This window comes from Nocardia sp. NPDC047038 (genome assembly GCF_040644075.1).
GTDB classification, from domain to species: domain Bacteria; phylum Actinomycetota; class Actinomycetes; order Mycobacteriales; family Mycobacteriaceae; genus Nocardia; species Nocardia sichangensis.
Genome location: NZ_JBEYVQ010000002.1, coordinates 908,069 through 926,195, shown reverse-complemented (window position 1 = coordinate 926,195; position 18,127 = coordinate 908,069). Strand labels below are relative to the sequence as shown.

Annotated in this window: 18 protein-coding genes; 11 read left to right on the top strand and 7 right to left on the bottom strand. The window is 67.4% G+C overall.

Annotated elements, in window-relative coordinates:
• The first annotated feature begins 26 nt into the window (after positions 1 to 26).
• Together ABZ824_RS12380 and ABZ824_RS12375 are read left to right on the top strand one after the other, a co-directional pair.
• Positions 27 to 1,697: an ABC transporter family substrate-binding protein gene (locus tag ABZ824_RS12380; protein ID WP_356963331.1), complete on the top strand. Its 1,671-nt coding sequence runs from the start codon at positions 27 to 29 to the stop codon at positions 1,695 to 1,697.
• A complete protein-coding gene (locus ABZ824_RS12375) occupies positions 1,694 to 2,356 on the top strand; it encodes a hypothetical protein (protein ID WP_356963330.1) in 663 nt (220 codons plus the stop codon). Before ABZ824_RS12380 ends, ABZ824_RS12375 begins: the two co-directional genes overlap by 4 nt.
• A gap of 207 nt (positions 2,357 to 2,563) precedes the next feature.
• Here the strand turns inward: ABZ824_RS12375 and ABZ824_RS12370 are convergent, their stop codons facing one another.
• Positions 2,564 to 3,082 (bottom strand): N-acetyltransferase, encoded by a 519-nt coding sequence (locus tag ABZ824_RS12370; RefSeq protein WP_356963329.1) that lies wholly within the window; start codon positions 3,080 to 3,082, stop codon positions 2,564 to 2,566.
• 307 nt (positions 3,083 to 3,389) lie between these two features.
• Positions 3,390 to 4,037: a YdcF family protein gene (locus ABZ824_RS12365; RefSeq protein ID WP_356963328.1), complete on the bottom strand. Its 648-nt coding sequence runs from the start codon at positions 4,035 to 4,037 to the stop codon at positions 3,390 to 3,392.
• Positions 4,038 to 4,486: 449 nt separating this feature from the next.
• Between ABZ824_RS12365 and ABZ824_RS12360 the strand changes: the two genes are divergently transcribed.
• Both ABZ824_RS12360 and ABZ824_RS12355 read left to right on the top strand, forming a co-directional pair.
• Positions 4,487 to 5,224: a GntR family transcriptional regulator gene (locus ABZ824_RS12360; RefSeq protein WP_356963327.1), complete on the top strand. Its 738-nt coding sequence runs from the start codon at positions 4,487 to 4,489 to the stop codon at positions 5,222 to 5,224.
• 8 nt (positions 5,225 to 5,232) lie between these two features.
• Entirely contained in the window at positions 5,233 to 5,949 is a 717-nt protein-coding gene (locus tag ABZ824_RS12355) for a sterol desaturase family protein (protein WP_356963326.1), read from the top strand.
• 259 nt (positions 5,950 to 6,208) lie between these two features.
• Here the strand turns inward: ABZ824_RS12355 and ABZ824_RS12350 are convergent, their stop codons facing one another.
• Positions 6,209 to 6,763 (bottom strand): TetR family transcriptional regulator, encoded by a 555-nt coding sequence (locus ABZ824_RS12350; RefSeq protein WP_356963325.1) that lies wholly within the window; start codon positions 6,761 to 6,763, stop codon positions 6,209 to 6,211.
• 119 nt (positions 6,764 to 6,882) lie between these two features.
• Between ABZ824_RS12350 and ABZ824_RS12345 the strand changes: the two genes are divergently transcribed.
• The 5 genes from ABZ824_RS12345 (at position 6,883) to ABZ824_RS12325 (ending at position 12,324) form a co-directional block, all read left to right on the top strand.
• Complete coding sequence (locus ABZ824_RS12345; RefSeq protein ID WP_356963324.1) at positions 6,883 to 7,629, top strand: carboxymuconolactone decarboxylase family protein; 747 nt, start codon at positions 6,883 to 6,885, stop codon at positions 7,627 to 7,629.
• A 133-nt stretch (positions 7,630 to 7,762) separates the two neighbouring features.
• Positions 7,763 to 7,969 (top strand): heavy metal-associated domain-containing protein, encoded by a 207-nt coding sequence (locus ABZ824_RS12340; protein WP_356963323.1) that lies wholly within the window; start codon positions 7,763 to 7,765, stop codon positions 7,967 to 7,969.
• Between the two features lie 16 nt (positions 7,970 to 7,985).
• A complete protein-coding gene (locus tag ABZ824_RS12335; RefSeq protein ID WP_356963322.1) occupies positions 7,986 to 8,930 on the top strand; it encodes a hypothetical protein in 945 nt (314 codons plus the stop codon).
• A gap of 34 nt (positions 8,931 to 8,964) precedes the next feature.
• The gene (locus tag ABZ824_RS12330) at positions 8,965 to 11,211 is read left to right on the top strand and encodes a heavy metal translocating P-type ATPase (protein ID WP_356963321.1); all 2,247 of its coding nucleotides are present in this window, start codon (positions 8,965 to 8,967) and stop codon (positions 11,209 to 11,211) included.
• 18 nt (positions 11,212 to 11,229) lie between these two features.
• A complete protein-coding gene (locus ABZ824_RS12325) occupies positions 11,230 to 12,324 on the top strand; it encodes a low specificity L-threonine aldolase (protein ID WP_356963320.1) in 1,095 nt (364 codons plus the stop codon).
• 124 nt (positions 12,325 to 12,448) lie between these two features.
• Here ABZ824_RS12325 and ABZ824_RS12320 read toward each other — a convergent pair whose 3' ends face one another.
• Both ABZ824_RS12320 and ABZ824_RS12315 read right to left on the bottom strand, forming a co-directional pair.
• Positions 12,449 to 12,793, bottom strand: coding sequence for a hypothetical protein (locus tag ABZ824_RS12320; RefSeq protein ID WP_355073219.1), 345 nt, complete (start codon positions 12,791 to 12,793; stop codon positions 12,449 to 12,451).
• 105 nt (positions 12,794 to 12,898) lie between these two features.
• Positions 12,899 to 13,762 (bottom strand): SDR family NAD(P)-dependent oxidoreductase, encoded by an 864-nt coding sequence (locus tag ABZ824_RS12315; RefSeq protein ID WP_356963319.1) that lies wholly within the window; start codon positions 13,760 to 13,762, stop codon positions 12,899 to 12,901.
• Positions 13,763 to 13,847: 85 nt separating this feature from the next.
• Between ABZ824_RS12315 and ABZ824_RS12310 the strand changes: the two genes are divergently transcribed.
• Entirely contained in the window at positions 13,848 to 14,669 is an 822-nt protein-coding gene (locus ABZ824_RS12310) for a helix-turn-helix domain-containing protein (RefSeq protein ID WP_356963318.1), read from the top strand.
• A 487-nt stretch (positions 14,670 to 15,156) separates the two neighbouring features.
• Here ABZ824_RS12310 and ABZ824_RS12305 read toward each other — a convergent pair whose 3' ends face one another.
• Positions 15,157 to 15,645 (bottom strand): DNA-directed RNA polymerase subunit beta, encoded by a 489-nt coding sequence (locus tag ABZ824_RS12305; RefSeq protein WP_356963317.1) that lies wholly within the window; start codon positions 15,643 to 15,645, stop codon positions 15,157 to 15,159.
• 133 nt (positions 15,646 to 15,778) lie between these two features.
• On the opposite strand from ABZ824_RS12305, the gene ABZ824_RS12300 reads away from it, so the two are divergent.
• Positions 15,779 to 16,891 carry a helix-turn-helix transcriptional regulator gene (locus ABZ824_RS12300; RefSeq protein WP_356963316.1) on the top strand — a complete coding sequence of 371 codons (1,113 nt, stop codon included), beginning with the start codon at positions 15,779 to 15,781 and terminating at the stop codon, positions 16,889 to 16,891.
• 39 nt (positions 16,892 to 16,930) lie between these two features.
• Here the strand turns inward: ABZ824_RS12300 and ABZ824_RS12295 are convergent, their stop codons facing one another.
• The gene (locus tag ABZ824_RS12295; protein WP_356963315.1) at positions 16,931 to 18,124 is read right to left on the bottom strand and encodes a glycosyltransferase; all 1,194 of its coding nucleotides are present in this window, start codon (positions 18,122 to 18,124) and stop codon (positions 16,931 to 16,933) included.
• Positions 18,125 to 18,127 lie beyond the last annotated feature (3 nt).

Genomic DNA, 18,127 nt, shown 5'->3' with positions numbered 1-18,127 from the left:
GGACGCAACGAGCAGGAAGGATCACCATGCGGATTACCTCTGCGTGTGCCCGGCTGGCGTTGTCGCTGGTCGTCGTAGGGCTGACGCTCACGGGATGCGGCGGCGACAATGGTGTTACCGCGGGCAGCAGCACGATCGGCACCACCAACGACATCAATCCGAGGGACCCGAGCGAACTGCGCGACGGCGGGCACCTGCGGCTGGCACTCACCAACTTCCCGGAGAACTTCAACTATTTGCATGTGGACGGCGGAACGGAGACCGTCTTCTCCATAGTCGAAGCGACGATGCCCACCACTTTCGTCAGCGATGCGGCAGGACAGTTGAGCATCGCGCACGACTTCTTCACCGACATCAAATTGATCGGAACCAATCCGCAGCAGGTGGAGTACACCATCAATCCGAAGGCCGTGTGGTCCGACGGCTCGCCGATCACCTGGGAAGACCTCCGGTCTCAGGCGAATGCACTGAGCGGCAAGGACAACGCGTTCCTCGTCTCGGCCACCGGCGGTTTCGAACGGGTGGGCAAGGTCGAGCGCGGCGCCGATGACCGACAGGCCATGGTGACCTTCGACCAGCCGTACGGCGAATGGCAAGGGCTGTTCAACCCGCTGTACCCGAAGTCGGTCACGGCGACGCCCGACACCTTCACCAACGCGGCCAAGAACGAGCTGCCGCTCAGCGCCGGGCCCTTCGTGATCACCTCCATCGATCGCAGCCAGAATCGCATCGTGCTGGGGCGCAATCCCCGATGGTGGGGCGAGACGCCGAAGCTGGATTCCGTCACCTTCAGCGTGCTGGACCACTCGGCCTGGCTGCCCGCGATCCAGAACAACGAACTCGATATCGCCTACATGTCCGGCATCGAGAACGTCAGCGCGGCGCGCAATGCCGCGAACGTGGTCATCCGGCGCACGCCGGAATCGACCTGGTCCCACATCACATTCAATGGGGCACCCGGTTCCCTGCTCGCGGACCCACAGTTGCGGATCGCCATCTCGAAGGCGATCGATCGGCAGGGAGTGGTCACCGCCTCCCAGCACGGCGTCGTGGATGATCCCAAGCCACTGAACAATCACGTCTTCGTGGCGGGGCAGAAGGGCTACCAGGACAATGCCGCGCCGATCGCCTACGACCCGGACGAGGCCGCCCGGATGCTGGACGCGCTCGGCTGGAAGCTCAACGGCGATGTCCGCGAGAAGGACGGCCGCAAGCTCGAACTCCGCGACGTGATGTACCAGCAGGACCAGTGGGTGCAGACCGCGCAGATCGTGCAGCAGAATCTCGCGAGAGTCGGGGTGAAGCTGATCATCCAGACGGTGCCGGGCACCGGCCTGTTCACCAATGTCATCGACCCGGGCAATTTCGACTTGGCCCAGTTCAGCTGGGGCGGTAGCGTTCTGCCGCTCAGCGGTTTGCGGCAGATCTACTACTACGATCCCGCCAACCTGCAAAGCAACAAGGCGCGCATCGGCACCCCTGAACTCAACGCGCTGATCGACCAGACCGTCGCCGAACTGGACCCCGACAAGGCCATTCAGCTGGCCAACCAATGCGATCGGATGATCTTCGAAGAGGGTTACTCCGTACCGCTGAACCAGGCGGCTGGCACCTATGCCGCCCGTACCGACCTGGCGAACTACGGTGCGTTCGGCCTCGCCTCGCGCGACTACACCAAGGTCGGTTTCCTGAAGTGAGTTCCGGACCGGGCCATCCGCTGGCCTATCCGATCACCGTGACGATCGGCGCCCTCGCGGTCTGTGTCGCTTGGGCGCCGTTCGGCACTCTGGATCAGGTGGCGGCGATCGCTGCCGTCGCGCTCGGCGTCTGCGGGTACACCGGATATCGGCTCGCCCTCGCATTCGGCATACTCCGATTCCGTCGTCCGTCCACCGCGCCGACCGTTCGGGTTGCCCGCATCCGTCAGCAGCATCGCTTGGTCGGCCGGTCGTGGTTGGAGGTGGGCGGCACAGGTCGCCCGCGGTGGGTTCCGGTGTACTTCGATCCCGCGCTGGTCACTCTCACCGAAACCGAAGGGGAGTTCACCGACCGCACGATTCACGTCGCGGGACGACGCTTCTACCCGTCCGGCCGCATGCGCGACGTCGAACCGCCCGGCCGTCTCATCGACAACCCCAGCCGCCCCGACCCCGGCGCACCCTCCCACATCGCAAAGGCCACCCGCCTGCGGCGCCGCCTCCTGCTCGACTCCCAATCCACCGTCGCCGCCCCCATCGCCGCCCTCCTGTGGGTCTACCTCGACGGTGGCGGTTTCTCGGTCTTTCTGGCCGCCACCACCATTGCCGCCGCCTGCACGATCTGGCTCTCCGCCGTGCAGGGCTCCGACCCCACCTGACCGCCCGACCACGAGCACCGCAGCGCCGATTGTTCGCATTCGTAGGAGTGCACGCGAGGCCGTCCGTCTGTGCGACCGCACGCCCGCATCGCGAGAGTGAGGTTGTGCATGGCGCGCATCGACGATCACCGATAGACCACCGTGCTCGAGACCGGCGGTGGGCCGAATCCTGCGACGCCCACCGCCGGTACTGCCAGGCCGACAGTACTAGTCGATGCCGAACGGCGCGGCGTAGCGAACCGTGCCGCGCGGTGGCGAGTGCGCCGGGTCCAGCGTCAGCGCCATCAACGCCTCATCCGGCACCTCGATACTCAGGCCGATGCCGTACTCGGACGCCCGGCCGAAGCCGAAGCGCGGGTAGTACGTCGGATGACCGAGCACGATGACGAAGAGCTCGTTCATCCGCGCGGCAGCCGCGAGCCCGGCTCGGATCGCGGCGGAACCGGCGCCGGTCTTCTGGTAGCCGGGCAGCACCGCGCACGGGCCCAGGCACAGCGCGGGCGTGGTGTCCACGTGGCAGCGAGTCAGCAGCGCGAAGCCGACCGGCGTGCCGTCCGGCAGCGTGCTGACGATCGACAGGCCGTCGATCCATGCCGGGTCGTCGCGCAGTGCGTCGACCAGCTCGGCCTCCTCGGTTCGCTCGAAGGCCGCGACGTTGATCTCGTGGATCGCGGGGATATCGGCGTCGGTTTCGGCGCGCACGCGCCAATCAATGATGGAACTCAACTCGGATTCTCCGTGTTCATGATGGCCGGGCCCGGTCGCGGACACAGCACCACCGTCACAGGAGCCCAAGGGCTCGGCACAAACGCCGGACGAAAAGGATCAGACCGGGACCCGGGACGAATGGACAGTCCGGGCGTCGTGCGTGACGGCGGGCTTCGGCGCGGTCATCCCGCCCCACCTCCTCGTGATCTCCACCTTCGAATACGGCCGAGTGATGCTAGCTCGCCAGGTGGCACGCGGGCCACCGAATTGGGACCGCCGCCCCGGCAGCTGTAGACGCGGACTGTTCCGAACGTCGCCGCCCCGCTCAGAACCGGCGTTCTGCGGGCCGGAAGATATCGCTCAGCCTGTCATAGGCGTCGCGCACGTTACCCGGAATGTTCTCCTGGACGCAGTGGCCTTCGCGGGGGTACTCGTCGAGCCGTTTGATCTCGCCCATGGTGATGGCGACGATGGACTTCGGATGCGGCGCTGTATCGGCGTCGGGCCGGTTCCCGTATTTCATATAGTTCTCGAGCGAGACGTCTGCGGCGGAGATGGAGACGTGTTCGACGTCTGGGCATTGTTTCACGAGGGTTCCCCACACCCGCCGCGAGTGGAACGGGGTGCAGACACCGATCACCGACGAGACATCGCGACCGTGCGCTTGCAGCATGTCGACGGAGTAGACCGCGTTCTGGCCGGTGTTCTGGGCGAATGGTTCTTCGATGATTTGGTTCGGGTTCAGATTCAGCTTCTCCGCCGCCAGCCGGAACTTGGCTGCCTCGCCGCGATATCCGGAGAACACCACAGGCACGTCATCGAGACCTCGATCGCGAACCAGGTTCGCGATCACCGAGGCTCCGCCGATGTCTCGGCTGCCGAAGAAAATGATGCCGCCGTAGTCGCGTTCTGGATCGAATGCCCATTTGGGGTCGAAACGCAGGTAGTCCCAGACCGTCTCCAGATCCGACATCGCCCGGTCGGTGTCGACCCCGCGGCCACGGAGCTCTCCGAGCCATTCCGTGTGCGCGGTCTCATTGCGACCTCCGTACACCGCGTTATCACGAATCAGCGCTCGACCAGCAGAATCGAGCGGAATCGCGCAGGCGTGGTCCTGGTATAGCAAACCTCTGACAGAGGCTCGCGTCGCGTCCGCCACTTCGTGCTGTCGCCGGCTGATTTGTGAGGAACCGGCGGTCAGTGCCCGCGCGATCCGTTGCGCCCCTTGACGGGCCACTTCCGCCGGCCCACCCGCACCTGGTAAGTCTGCGCCCCTCATCCGCCTTCCCGGCTCGGTCCTCGGAACTCGAGAAGTATGTCCGATCTCGGCAAAGATTCCGAACCTCCGGACCGGGCAGGACATAGACCGCGCATCTGGTCTGACCACTTGACCTCCTGACCACTGAGGCGCACAGTAGACGCATGGCGTTGCAACCTGTGGTCAAGCGATCGGTGTCGGCGGACGTGTTCGAGCAGATCGCCGCGGATGTGCTCAGCGGTGAGCTGGCGCCCGGGGCGACCTTGCCCAGTGAGCGGCAGTTGGCGGAGGCGCTCGGGGTGTCCCGGCCCGCGGTGCGGGAAGCCTTGCAGCGGCTGGCCGCGGCCGGGCTGGTGTCGGTGCGCCAGGGAGACGCGACGACCGTGCTGGACTATCGGCGCGGCGCGGGGCTCGAGGTTCTGCCCAGGCTGCTGGTGCAGGCCGGGGAACTGGACCCCGCGGTCGCACGCAGCATTCTGGAGGCCCGCCTGCACAACGGGCCGAAGGTGGCGGAGCTGGCCGCGCGCCGGGTCGGCGCGATCGGCGCGGGCGAGGTTCGTCCCCTGCTGGAGGCTTCCCTCGAAGCGCTTGCCGCCGAACAGGAGCCGATCGCACAGCAACGGCATGCGATGGAGTTCTGGGATCACGTCGTGGACGCGGCCGACTCGATCGTGTTCCGGCTGATGTTCAACATGTTGCGCGCCGCCTATGAACCGGCGCTCGCGGCGCTGGCCCCGATCATGTCCGCCGAGGTGGGCAACGTCGAGGCATACCGCGAACTGGCCGCCGCCATCGCCGCGGGCCGGCCGCAGAAGGCCGCCGGCACTGCTCGGGCGCTGCTCGAGCCGGCGACCACCGCCCTGATCGAGGTCCTCGGCGGACCGCCGGTCACGCACAGCTAGGAACGATCATGACCAAACCGAAAGCATCCGAACACGCTTCGATCGACACGGACGCACGGGCGCGGGTACGCAGGGATGAGCGGGCGCTGCGGCGCGGACTCACCCTCGGCCAGGCATTCGAAGAATTCCTCCGGCACCCCTCGCCGTGGATGATCGGGACCACGCTGGTGGGCGCGCTGATCGCTCGCGTCGTCGTCGGCGATTGGCAGCTCACCGATCTGCTGGTCCCCGCCGTGATGCTGGCGGCGTTCCCGGTGTTCGAGTGGATCGTGCACGTTACGGTGTTGCATTGGCGGCCACGGCGGCTCGGCCCGATCGCACTCGACAGCGAACTGGCCCGCAAGCACCGTGAGCATCACGTGGATCCGCGCGACATCCCGCTGATCTTCATCCCGACGAAAACGCTGGCGATGCTGGTCGTGGTGTTGATCGCGCTGGCGGCCTTCGCCTTCCCCCGTTCGGGCCTCGGCCTGACCTTTCTGATCACCATCACCCTGCTCGGCCTGGGCTACGAGTGGACGCACTACCTGATCCACACCGATTACAAGCCGAAAGGTTCGCTCTACCGGGCGGTTTGGCGCAACCATCGCCACCACCACTACAAGAACGAGCACTACTGGTTCACGGTCACCAGTTCCGGTACCGCCGACCGCCTCTTCGGCACCTACCCCGACCCGGCCACGACCGAGACCTCACCCACGGCACGTAATCTGCACTCCGCCTGATCCAAGCAGATGCCGCCCCCGGCATGAGTTAGTGGGGCGGCACCTGTGTGCTCGTTCGATCGAGCCGCCACGGCGCGACGCTTCCGCCGCCGCGCTCCTGCTGACGCGCATTCGGCTCGACGCCGGCATGACCGCCCCGCGACGAGTCCGCCAAGCGCCCCAGCGACGAAGCGGAGTACGCACCGGTCGCCACGGGTCGAAGTGCTGCGAACGAGTACACGATGGCGCTACCTGCGGACTTGCGGTGGTACGCCGGCGCTCATGGCGCAGCGAGCAGCCGCTCCGCGATGGCCCGTGCCCGGGAGGCCGCGTCCGGAGTCCCCTCGCGAACGGCGGTCACGATCGCCCCGTCGACCAGCAGCGCGAGTTCGGCGGCCAGTTCCGCGGCGTCGGACCTCCCCGCCTCGCTGAGCAGTTCGTTCAAGTACTCGATCACGCGGCGCTTGTGCCGATCGGCGACCTGATGGGCAGCACTCTCGCGATCGGCCACCTCGACCATGGTGTTGATGAACGCGCAGCCGCGAAAGTCGTTGCGGGCGAACCGTTCGGCCAGAGCGTCGAAGACCGCGAGCGGACGGGCGGCCGGGTCGACGGTCTGTTCGACCGATTCGCGCAGCCAGTCCAGCCACCGGCGGTCGCGATCCTCCAGCACAGCGACGACCAAGTCGTCCTTGCTCGCGAAGTGGCGATAGAAGGAAGCCCGGCCGACGCCGGACTCCTGGAGCAGGCGATCGATGCCTACGGCACGAATGCCTTCGGCATAGAACAGTTCTTCCGCCGTGGTGAGCAAACGTTGCTTGGCCTGGGTTGGCATAACGCCACGGTAGCAGAACGGAACTGATCAGTACCATCCGACTTGACCAATACGGAAACAATCGGTACCGTCTTGATTCGGAACCTATCGGTACCATCTTGTTCGAGCTGGAGGCTTCGATGTCCCGCCTGCCCCTTGTGTCCACCGACTCCGCCGACGCCGAGCAGGCCGATCTGCTCGCCGAGGTACAGCGCCAGTTGGGCCGGGTCCCGAATCTCTACGCCGCCATGGCGAACAGCCCCGCCACCCTGCGCGGATACCTGAACCTGCGCGACGCGCTGACCAAGGGAAAGCTCTCCGCCCGACTGCGCGAGCAACTCGCCCTGCTGGTCGCCAGCGAGAACGGCTGCGACTACTGCACCGCCGCGCACACCATGCGCGCCGACCGGATGGGTTTCACCGAGCAGGCGATCGTCGACACCCGCGCGGCGCGCGCCGACGACCCGCACGCCGACGCGATCCTGCGCGTCGCCCGTGACGTCCTCCGCTCCCGCGGCCGGCTCGACGACGCAGCGCTCGCCTCGGCGCGCGCCCGTGGCGTCAGCGACGCCGAACTGAGCGAGATCGTCGGCCATGTCGCATTGAACGTCTTGTCCAACTACTTCAACCATGTCGCCGAGCCGGAACTCGACTTCCCGCCCGCGGCACCGACGAAAGGCACGGGAATGGAAGCGAAATGGCGGCCCGCGAGCAAGGTTGTCCTGGTCGAGGGTTACTCCCTGGTGGACCGTGAGGGCCGGGCCGCACGCACCGTCGATGACGTCCACATCGCGATCGAGGGCGGATTCCTGCACGTCAAGGTGTCGGACTCGGCCGATGTGCAAGTCGTCTCGGCACCCGCCGTCGCGCTGGTGACCTACCGCTGATCCCGACCCACACAGCCCGGTCCGCGACTCGTCGCGGGCCGGGCTTTCGTCTGCTCCGGACTTGACATGTAGATACCCTAGGGGGGTAGGGTAGAAATCGAGAAGCAGACGAACCAGCAGGAGGACACCGACCATGAGCACCACCACCGTGACCGTCACCGGCATGACCTGCGGCGGCTGCGCCGCATCGGTCCGCACCGAGATCGGCCGCATCTCCGGCGTCGAGTCGGTGGCCGTCGACCTCGCCGACGGACTGGTGACCGTCGATAGCGCGACCCCGATCGAACGCGCCGAACTCGCCGCGGCGGTGGTTCGCGCCGGCTACGCGGTCGCGGGCTGACGGACGGAGTACTCCGATGAACGCGACCATCAAATTCGGCGGTTTCGCCCTCGGCCTCGCCGCGGTCTTCGGGATCGCCCTCGCGGCCGGTGCGACCATCGGGCCTGAGCCCACCGAACCCGCCGCCCACGACTCGAACGCACACGGCACCGCCCAAGGCGAGGACCACGCACTACCCGGAGGAATGATGGCGACCGACCGCGGCTACACCTTGCGGCTGGACACCACCCGAGCCACCGCCGCGGCGAACGTACCGCTGCGCTTCACCATCCTCGACCGGGACGGAAAGCCCGTCACCCGCTACGTGCGCAGCCACGAGAAGGATCTGCACCTGATCGTCGTGCGCCGCGATATGGCCGCCTTCCAGCACGTCCACCCGGTGCTCGGCGCCGACGGGACCTGGAGCGTCCCGCTCGACCTCAGCCGCGCCGGTGACTATCGCGTGTTCGCCGACTTCACTCCGCAGGGCGGCGAGAACCTGACACTCGGCGCGGACCTGCTGGTGGCGGGCGTCTACGACCCCCAGCAGCTGCCCGCTGCGACCTCCACCACCAACGTCGGCGACTACACCGTGACGCTGGACGGCACCGTAGTTCCCGGCCGGGCTTCCAAGGTGACGCTGTCGGTGAGCCGCGCGGGCAAGCCGGTGACCGACCTACAGCCCTACCTCGGCGCTTACGGCCATCTGGTGGCCCTGCGCGCCGCCGACCTGGGCTATCTGCACGTCCATCCGGAAGGCCACCCCGGCGACGGCGTGACCGCGGCCGGACCCGGCATCACCTTCGCCGTCACGGCGCCGAGCGCGGGCGACTACCGCCTGTTCCTCGACTTCCAGCACGAGGGCGTGGTCCGCACCGCCGAATTCACCTTGGCCGTCGCGCCGGGTACCCCCGCCGTAGACGCCTCGAGCCACAACGAACACACTGGTCAGCAGCAGGCGCCGGACGGCCACGTGCACTGACCCGCCGACCGCCGCACAGAACGGAGCACCCACGATGACCACCGCGACACAACCGCAGCCCTCCGGGCAGGTCGAACTCGTGATCGGTGGAATGACCTGCGCGTCCTGCGCCGCCCGGATCGAGAAGAAACTCAACAAGCTCGACGGCGTCACCGCGACCGTGAACTACGCCACCGAGAAGGCCCGGGTGGACGTCACCGGTGACGTCTCGCCCGACGACCTGATCGCCACCGTCGAACAAGCGGGCTACACCGCCGCCCTGCCCGCGCCCCCGAAGCCACAAGAAATCGCCGCCGAGGAAGATCCCGCGGCGAGCCTGCGCACCCGACTGCTGATCTCCGTGGCGCTGTCGGTGCCGGTGATCGCCATGGCGATGATCCCGGCCTTGCAGTTCACCAACTGGCAGTGGCTGTCACTGACCTTGGCCGCGCCGGTCGTGGTGTGGGGCGCGCTGCCGTTCCACCGCGCGGCGTGGACCAATCTGCGCCACGGCGCCGCGACCATGGACACCCTGATCTCGATGGGAACGCTGGCCGCACTGGGCTGGTCGCTGTACGCCTTGTTCTGGGGCACCGCGGGCAGGCCGGGCATGACGCACCCGTTCGAGTTCACCATCTCCCGGATGGACGGCACCGGCAGCATCTACCTGGAGGCCGCGGCGGGCGTCACCACGTTCATCCTGGCCGGACGCTTCTTCGAGGCGCGCGCCAAACGGCGGGCGGGTGCGGCGCTGCGTGCCCTGCTCGAGCTGGGAGCCAAGGAGGTCTCGGTTCTGCGCAACGGAACCGAGCTGCGCATTCCGGTGGAGCAGCTGACGGTCGGCGACCGGTTCGTGGTGCGGCCGGGCGAGAAGATCGCCACCGACGGCGTCGTGGTGGAAGGTTCCTCGGCCGTCGACGCCTCGATGCTCACCGGTGAGTCGGTGCCGGTCGAGGTCGGCACGGATGACGCCGTGGTCGGCGCGACCGTCAACGTGGGCGGCCGGATCGTGGTGCGCGCCACCAGGATCGGTTCCGACACCCAGCTGGCGCAGATGGCGAAGCTCGTCGAGGACGCACAGACCGGTAAGGCGCAGGCGCAACGGCTGGCCGACCGGATCTCCGGAATCTTCGTGCCGATCGTCATCGCGCTGTCGGTCGCGACGCTCGGATTCTGGCTCGGCACCGGCGGTTCGGTGGCCGCGGCGTTCACCGCCGCGGTGGCAGTGCTGATCATCGCCTGCCCGTGCGCGCTCGGACTGGCCACGCCGACCGCGCTGATGGTCGGCACGGGACGCGGCGCGCAGCTGGGCATCCTGATCAAGGGTCCCGAGGTGCTGGAGTCGACCCGGCGGGTGGACACGATCGTGCTGGACAAGACCGGCACCGTCACCGCGGGCAAGATGACGCTGCTCGATGTCGTCGCGGCCGAGGGTGAGCAGGTCGAACGGATTCTGGAACTGGCCGGGGCGCTGGAGGATTCCTCCGAGCACCCGATCGCCCAGGCCATCGCCAAGGGCGCCCGCGAGCGGGTGGGTGAGCTGAAGCCGGTCGAGGATTTCGCGAACGTCGAGGGCCTGGGCGTGCAGGGCACGATAGACGGGCACGCGGTGGTCGTCGGCCGCGCGCGGCTGCTCGCCGACTGGTCACAGCATCTCGACGACGACCTGACCCGGGCGATGCGCGCGGCCGAAGCCGAAGGAAAGACCGCCGTCGCGGTCGGCTGGGACGGCGAGGCGCGCGGCGTGCTCGTGGTGGCCGACGCGGTGAAACCCACCTCGGCCGAAGCGATTTCCCAGCTGCGCGCCCTCGGGCTCACCCCGATCATGCTGACCGGCGACAACCGGGCCGCCGCCGACGCGATCGCCGCGCAAGTCGGCATCGATGAGGTGATCGCGGAGGTGCTGCCGCAGGACAAGGTCGACACCGTCAAGCGGTTGCAGGCCGAGGGCAAAGTGGTCGCGATGGTCGGCGACGGTGTGAACGACGCCGCGGCACTGGCCCAGGCCGACCTGGGCCTGGCCATGGGCACCGGCACCGACGTGGCCATCGAGGCGGGCGATCTGACCTTGGTCCGCGGCGACCTGCGGGCGGCGGCGGATGCGATCCGCCTGTCCCGCCGCACCCTCACGACGATCAAAGGCAACCTGTTCTGGGCCTTCGCCTACAACGTGGCCGCGATCCCGCTGGCCATGGCGGGATTGCTGAACCCGATGCTCGCGGGCGCCGCGATGGCGTTCTCCTCGGTCTTCGTGGTCAGCAACAGCCTGCGGTTGCGTGGCTTCCGCACGACAGCCCGATAGCACGGAACCGGAGGACCGGTGAGCGACAACGCTACCGAGAGCGAGCCGCTACGCGGATTCGCCAGCGACAACAACGCCTCTGTACACCCGGAGATCATGGCGGCGCTGGCCGCCGCGAACGAGGGACATCAGCCGGCCTACGGCGAGGACGTCCACACCGCCCGGCTACGCGAGCTGATCAAAGGGCATTTCGGCGAGCGTGCCGAGGTCTATCCGGTCTTCAACGGCAGCGGCGCGAACGTGGTCGGGTTGCAGGCGATGTGCGACCGGTGGAGCGCCGTGATCTGCCCGGAGTCCGCGCACATCCACCTGGACGAGTGCGGCGCACCCGAGAAGGTGGCCGGGCTGAAAGTGATCCCGGTGCCCACTCCGGACGGCAAGCTGACGCCGGAGTTGCTCGACCGGTACGCATGGGGCTTCGGCGATCAGCACCATGCCCAGCCCAAGGTCGTCTCCATCACCCAGAGCACCGAACTCGGCACCCTCTACACGCCCGGTGAGATCGCGGCGATCGGCGCGCTGGCGCGTGAGCGCGGCATGCTGCTGCACGTGGACGGCGCTCGGCTGGCCAACGCGGCCGCCGCGCTCGACCTGCCGCCGCGCGCGTTCACCACTGACGCCGGGGTGGACGTGCTGTCGTTCGGCGGCACCAAGAACGGCCTGATGCTCGGTGAGGCGATCGTGGTGCTCGACCCGGACGCGGTGCGCGGCGTGCAGTACCTGCGCAAGGCCGCGTTGCAGCTGGCCTCCAAGATGCGGTACGTGTCGGCGCAGTTCGTCGCGCTGCTGGAAGGTGACCTGTGGCTACGCAACGCGCGGCACGCCAACGCGATGGCGGCCCGGCTGGCCACGGCCGTCGCCCTGGTACCGGGTGTCGAGATCGTACGGCCGGTCCAGGCCAACGCCGTCTTCGCCATACTGCCCCGGGAGGTCGCCGAGCGGCTGCGGAAACGCTTCCGCTTCCACACCTGGGACGAGCGCACCGGCGAGGTCCGTTGGATGTGCTCGTTCGACACCACCGAGGCCGACGTGGACGCCTTCGCGACGGCGATCGCCCAGGAAATGGCCGCTCAGGACGCGTTCCCGGAAACCGCGGGCAACCGAGCACGATGATGAAACACCGGACGGGACGGCACACGTAGTGTCGTCCCGTCCGGGCATCCGCCAGGAGGTCTCATGCGCATAACGCCATGGGCGAGCATACCTCTGGCACACCGAATTCCGAAACGAAAAAAACTCAGCCGCGCAGCGTGGTGACGGTGACCAGCGACGGTTGGATGAATGCCCCGTAGACCTCGATCGACACCCCGCCGGTCGGGGTTTCGGCGGCCCATTGGGCGTGCTCGGTGATCCCTTCGCCGAGAAGCGCTTTCGCTCCGGGCGACCATGCGACGGCCACCTGGCTCAGCACCGGTCCGAGGTTCAGGTTCGCGATCGCCGCGGATTCACCGTTGTCGAAGTAGACCTCCGTGCCACCGGGGAACGGATTCACCGCGACCGCCGAGGCACTCGCCCCGCCGAACGCCGCTGCCGAACCTCCCGCTACGAGCGCGACCAAGACCGTCATGACCCGTCGACGCATCCGAATCCCCTTTTCGTGTAAACGCACTGACCACGCGGCCAGTCATGTCACCCTTGCCGAGCAGGCAGCGTTCGGCAATTCGATGTGAGGCCAATCACATATACCCTATGACGTGCGCACCGCGGCATCGAATGCCCGCACATTGTCGGCAGCCCATTCGGCGAAAGTTCGCGCCCGCCCGAGTATCCGCCGCACGTCGTCGGTGACGATCGCGTTGTGTCCCGCACGCACATAGGCTTGCCCCGCAAGCGCACCGTCCGCGAATTCGGCGGACATTCCGGAAGCGAGCATGTGTTGCCGCGCTTCGTTTTCCGGAATGTCGGCAACCTCCACCGTCCGGCCGGTCACGGTAGCCAAAGTGGCGGCCAAATCGTGCGTGGTGAGCAATTCCGGCCCGGTGAGGGTGTAGATCCGGCCCGCGTGCTCGGCGGAAACCAGCGCTTCGGCGGCGACACCGGCGACGTCACGAGGATCGATCACACCCTGTGCGGCGGAGCCGGTCATATTCGGCACCGGCTGCCCGGCATGAATCGCGGCGGCCCAGCTCAGGGTGTTGGAGGCAAAAGCGCTGGGGCGCAGAATAGTCCAGTCGACTCCGCTCTCGCGTGCGGCTTGCTCACCGGGCAAATGCCAGGTTCCGACTCGGCCGAGTCCGGCATCGCCGGTGCCGATGGCGGAAAGTTTGACGATCCTGGCAACTTTCGCGTCCCGCGCGGTGGCGATGAGTGCCCGGTCGGCCTCCACATATTCCGGGCCCAGCACGCCGACGACGAACGCGGCCTCCGCACCGGCCATCGCCTTCGCCATGGACGCGAGGTCGGTGTAATCGCCGCGCACCACTTCTACCCCGGCGGGCACCTCCGCCCGGTCCGGGTTTCGGGTGACTGCGCGAACCGATATCCCCCGCTCGCTCAACTGCCGGACGATTTCACTGCCGATGGTGCCGGTCGCACCCGTGATCACGATCATGTGGACCACGGTGCCGGGCGTTCGCGCAGGTCTCTAGGAAATTCCGGCACACCTGGCGCGGCCGCGACTGCCTACAGTGGATCCGGTGATCGCCCTGCCGCGCGTCGTGACCGCCGATCTGGTCGAGACGTCCGAACCCGCACCGGAGTCGCTGCGGCCGTGGCTGGTCGAACTCGGCCGCATCCCCACCGTGCTCGACCTCTCCGAGCCGTTCGCGCACATTCCACAGACGGCCACCACGATCGTGCTGCGCGCCGAACACGGAGATGCCGGAGCCACCCGCGCCGCGCTCGTCGTCGGCCCGCAGACGAAGGCCAGCTACTCGCGCGCGAGCAAACCCGCAGGTTGCGTGCGCCTTCGACTCGCGCCCGGTGCCGTCCCCACCCTGCTCGGAGTCCCTGCGGCGGACCTCACCGATCGCGTAGCGCGACTGGACGACCTACCCGGCCCGGTCGCGCACCTCGCCGCCGAGCTGATCGAACTCGAGCACGACGAGGTCGTGCCGTACCTGGAGAACGAACTGCCGCGCCGCATCCCCGACGATCCGGCCCAGCGTGCCCACCGCCGACTGCTCGCCACCGCCGTAGCCACCATCGCCGCCGCCCACCCGCTCCCGGTCCCGGAACTCGCCACACGCCTCTCCGTCAGCGAACGCCAGCTCCGCAACCTGTTCACCACCGGAATCGGCGTCTCCCCGAAACACTTCGCCCGCATCGACCGCGTCCGGCGCGTCTTGTCCCGAGCCGAAGACACACCGTGGGCCGACATCGCGGCAGGCACCGGCTACTACGACCAGTCCCACATGACAGCCGATTTCCGCAGCCTGATGGGCGTGCCGCCGACCTCGTTCCTCCGAGGTGAGGTACCCGCCCCGTCTCCGTGCCGCGCACTCACCCGCTTCCGTTGATCGGGCGCGAACGATCGCAATACAAGCGTTCACAAGGGAGGCGGGGCAAGCCGTGTGCGCCGTCCGGGAGGATCTCCACCGCGTCGGAGTAATGGGTGTGCCGCCATTCCCGTGCGAAGGTCATCGCCGCCGTGGCGCATGCGGCGAAATCCATTCGCAGTCCGTGTAGGAATACGCTCACGTGAACGTCGTTCGATGGGTTCATGGATGAATCGCCACACATCACGCACCTGGTCCCGGTGTGGACGTCGCGCAATCGCTCTGGACTCCGGCGGCGTTCGTTTCGGTGCGGCGGAAGTATCGGTAGTCCTCGCGGCTGGCTATCACCGCCGCGACGAGCGTCGCGCACGATGAGTAGTCGCATTCGTAGTGCAGTTCCAGCGCCTTTCTGGCATTCGCGGGACTGGATACCGGCCAGTGTGGGTTGTCATGCGCGCGCCGGAACCGCGACTCATCGACGCGGAGGAACCGCCTCGTGCGCAATTCGTCATCCGACATGAGTTGTCCCCGACCTGTGCCGAGTACGCGGCATCTGATCTGCCCAGGCCCGGATGGCTTCGACTACGAACCTGCCTGACGGGCGGAAGGCGGTGCGCGGCGGCACTATCCAGTGCCGGATCGCGCCTACCGCAGCGGTTGGCGAAGGCAGCGCGATCGTCGCTCCCGTCCGCGCGACCGACACGTCCAGCCGGAACAGTTCGGCGAACAACCGCACGTCATCGGGCAGATCGGGCTGGATGAGGAAGGTCCAGCGCCCCGAACGCGGATGTCCCACAATCGGTCCCAACGGGACGCTTCTGTTGTGCATGTGCGCCTTCACCGCCTGCCCGAGGCGAATAGGCATCGTCATCGCCCACACCGACCCCGCTCGCATGACGATCCGCCCGAGTTCCGGCGGGTCGACCACAGCGGGCAGACCGCACTCCTGCCGATAGAACCGGCACCGCGACAACGGTGTATCTCCACGCGTTTCCATTCGTAACCCCCACTCCCATACGATTCGGACCCGCCTCTACCAGGCGGTACGTAGTAGTCTCGGATCGATCGGTGGGGCGCGGAATCGATTTACAGTCCACAAGAGTCCACAGAACCGGGGGTGCGTCGGCTCCATGGAGAATCCTGGATTTCTGCTCCGCACTGCGCGGCTGAGCCGGGGCGTCAGCCTGGCCGCGCTCGCGGCGAAGACCAACTACAGCAAGTCGCTGCTCGGCATGTTGGAGAACGGGCAGCGCGATGTGAAGCAAGAGCACATCATTGGCTACTCACGGGCACTGAATATTCCGATTGGTGCCCTCATGACGCCATCACCGGACCCGATCCGAGTCGCGCACGAATGGCTGGTGGCGGATCCCGTACCCAAGGCGCGTGCCTCGACTGGTCGGCGCGTCGGAGAATCGCTGGCGACCGAAATGGAACACCGTGTGATCCAGCTTCGGCATCTGGACGACAGTGTCGGTGGCGAGGACTTGTTCCCCTTGGTATTGCAGGAGTTCGAAAGCGCACGGGAAGTCATCACGGAATGCAGCTATTCCGAACGAGTGGGCAAGCGGCTGTTGACAGTCGCGGGTGAGCTCGCACAACTCGCCGGGTGGGTGGCCGGCGACGCAGGTAGATATGACGACGCCCAGCGGCTGTACCTGAGCGGCGCATCGGCCGCCGATGATGCCGGAGACCGCGTATTGACGGCGCAACTTTTATCCAGCCTCAGCTATCAGATCGCCAATATCGGCAATCCCAGTGAGGCCGCGCTGCTCGCACGTACCGCCGTCAAGGGAGCGATAGATGCACCTCCGGTGGTCCGGTCCTTGCTGACCGATCGCTTGGCGTGGGCATGCGCACGGTCGCGTGATCGCGAAGGAGCCGAACGAGCGCTCGATGCGGTCGACGAGTCGTATGAGCGCAGGTCATCGGACATTCCTGAGCCGGAGTGGGTGTATTGGATGGACCGTACCGAGATAGACGTGATGGCAGGCAGGTGCTTCGTCGAGCTGGGCGAACCAGCCAAAGCGAGCCCACTGTTGTCCCGCGCGATCGGGCAACTCTCGGCCGACCGAACCCGCGAAGTGGCCCTCTACCGCACCTGGCTCGCGGAGTCTTTCCTGAGGAAGCGTGAACTGGACGCAGCGCGCGCAACCATCCGGCAGGCGGAGAAGGCTGCCGCCACCGCGCACTCGGCACGGCTGGATCGGCGGATTGCCGAAGTGCGGGGAATGCTGACCTGAATGAGCACTCGCGGAATCGCGCTGGCTACGAGCCGAAACTCAATTGATCCCGTCGATCAGCAGTTTCGCAGCCACCGCCGCCCCGTCCGAGCGGATCATGCCGCCCACTTCATTCGCGCGCGCTCGGGTGGTAGACGCCAATGCGATGTCGAGGGCGGCGGACAATGACGCTGCGCTGGGGTCGGCTTCCGCACACGCCGCGCCGATGCCGAGGTCGACCACCCGGCGTGCCCAGTACGGCTGGTCCATCATCTGGGGTACCACCACTTGCGGCACGCCCGCCCGGGCGGCGGCGGTCGTCGTGCCCGCGCCGCCGTGGTGGATGACGGCGGCGACCCGGCCGAACAGCGCTTGATGGTTGACCTCGTCGATGGCCATGCAGTCGGGCAGGTCATCGATCAGGGCCAGCTCGGCCCAGCCGCTGGAAAGGAGGACTCGGCGGTCGTGGGCGCGGATCGCCTCGATTGCCGCCCGGGCGATTTCGCTGCGCATCGGCATACTGCCGAATCCGACATACACCGGGGGTGTGCCCGCGTCCACGAACGCCGACAAGTCGGTGGGCAAGGCGCGTTCGTCGGACACGATCCAGGCACCCGTCTGCACCACGTTCAGTTGCGGCGATTGCGGCCATGGACCCAGCACCGGGTCCGCGGCCAGCCACGGACTCTCGGTGATGACGTGGTCGCGTACATCGGTTACCGGCCCTAGCCCGAGCGCCGCCCGGCCGGTATCGAGCGCGTGGCCGAACTGTGCGTTCCAACCGTGGGTGTCGATTTCCCACAGCAACTGGTTGTCGATCGCCTCCGGTGCGGGTCGATCGCCCGGCAGCGGCATCGGCGGGTGATGTGGCGAGGGCAGACTGGTCGGCTGATAGCTCACATACTGGTAGTGGATGCCGAGCTTCTCGGCGACGGACCGGGCCGCGACCTGGGTCACGCCGGCCGCGACCACGACGTCGCATCCTGCGGCCGCAGTGGCGATCGTGTCGAATTGCATTCTGGGCCAGTCCGTCACAAATCGCGACAGCTCAGCCCGCGACGGTCTCCCGGCTCGGGAACCGGCCTTCAGCGGCCCCAGCGGCACTATCGGCACCCCCAGGTCAGCGCAACGCGGGGCGATATCCGGTGGCGTGCACACCCGCACCCGCGCTCCGAATTCCCGCAACCACAGCGCGAGCCCCAACATCGGCTCGCTGTCGCCGCGCGACCCACTCGCCGTCAACAGCACCCGCACGGG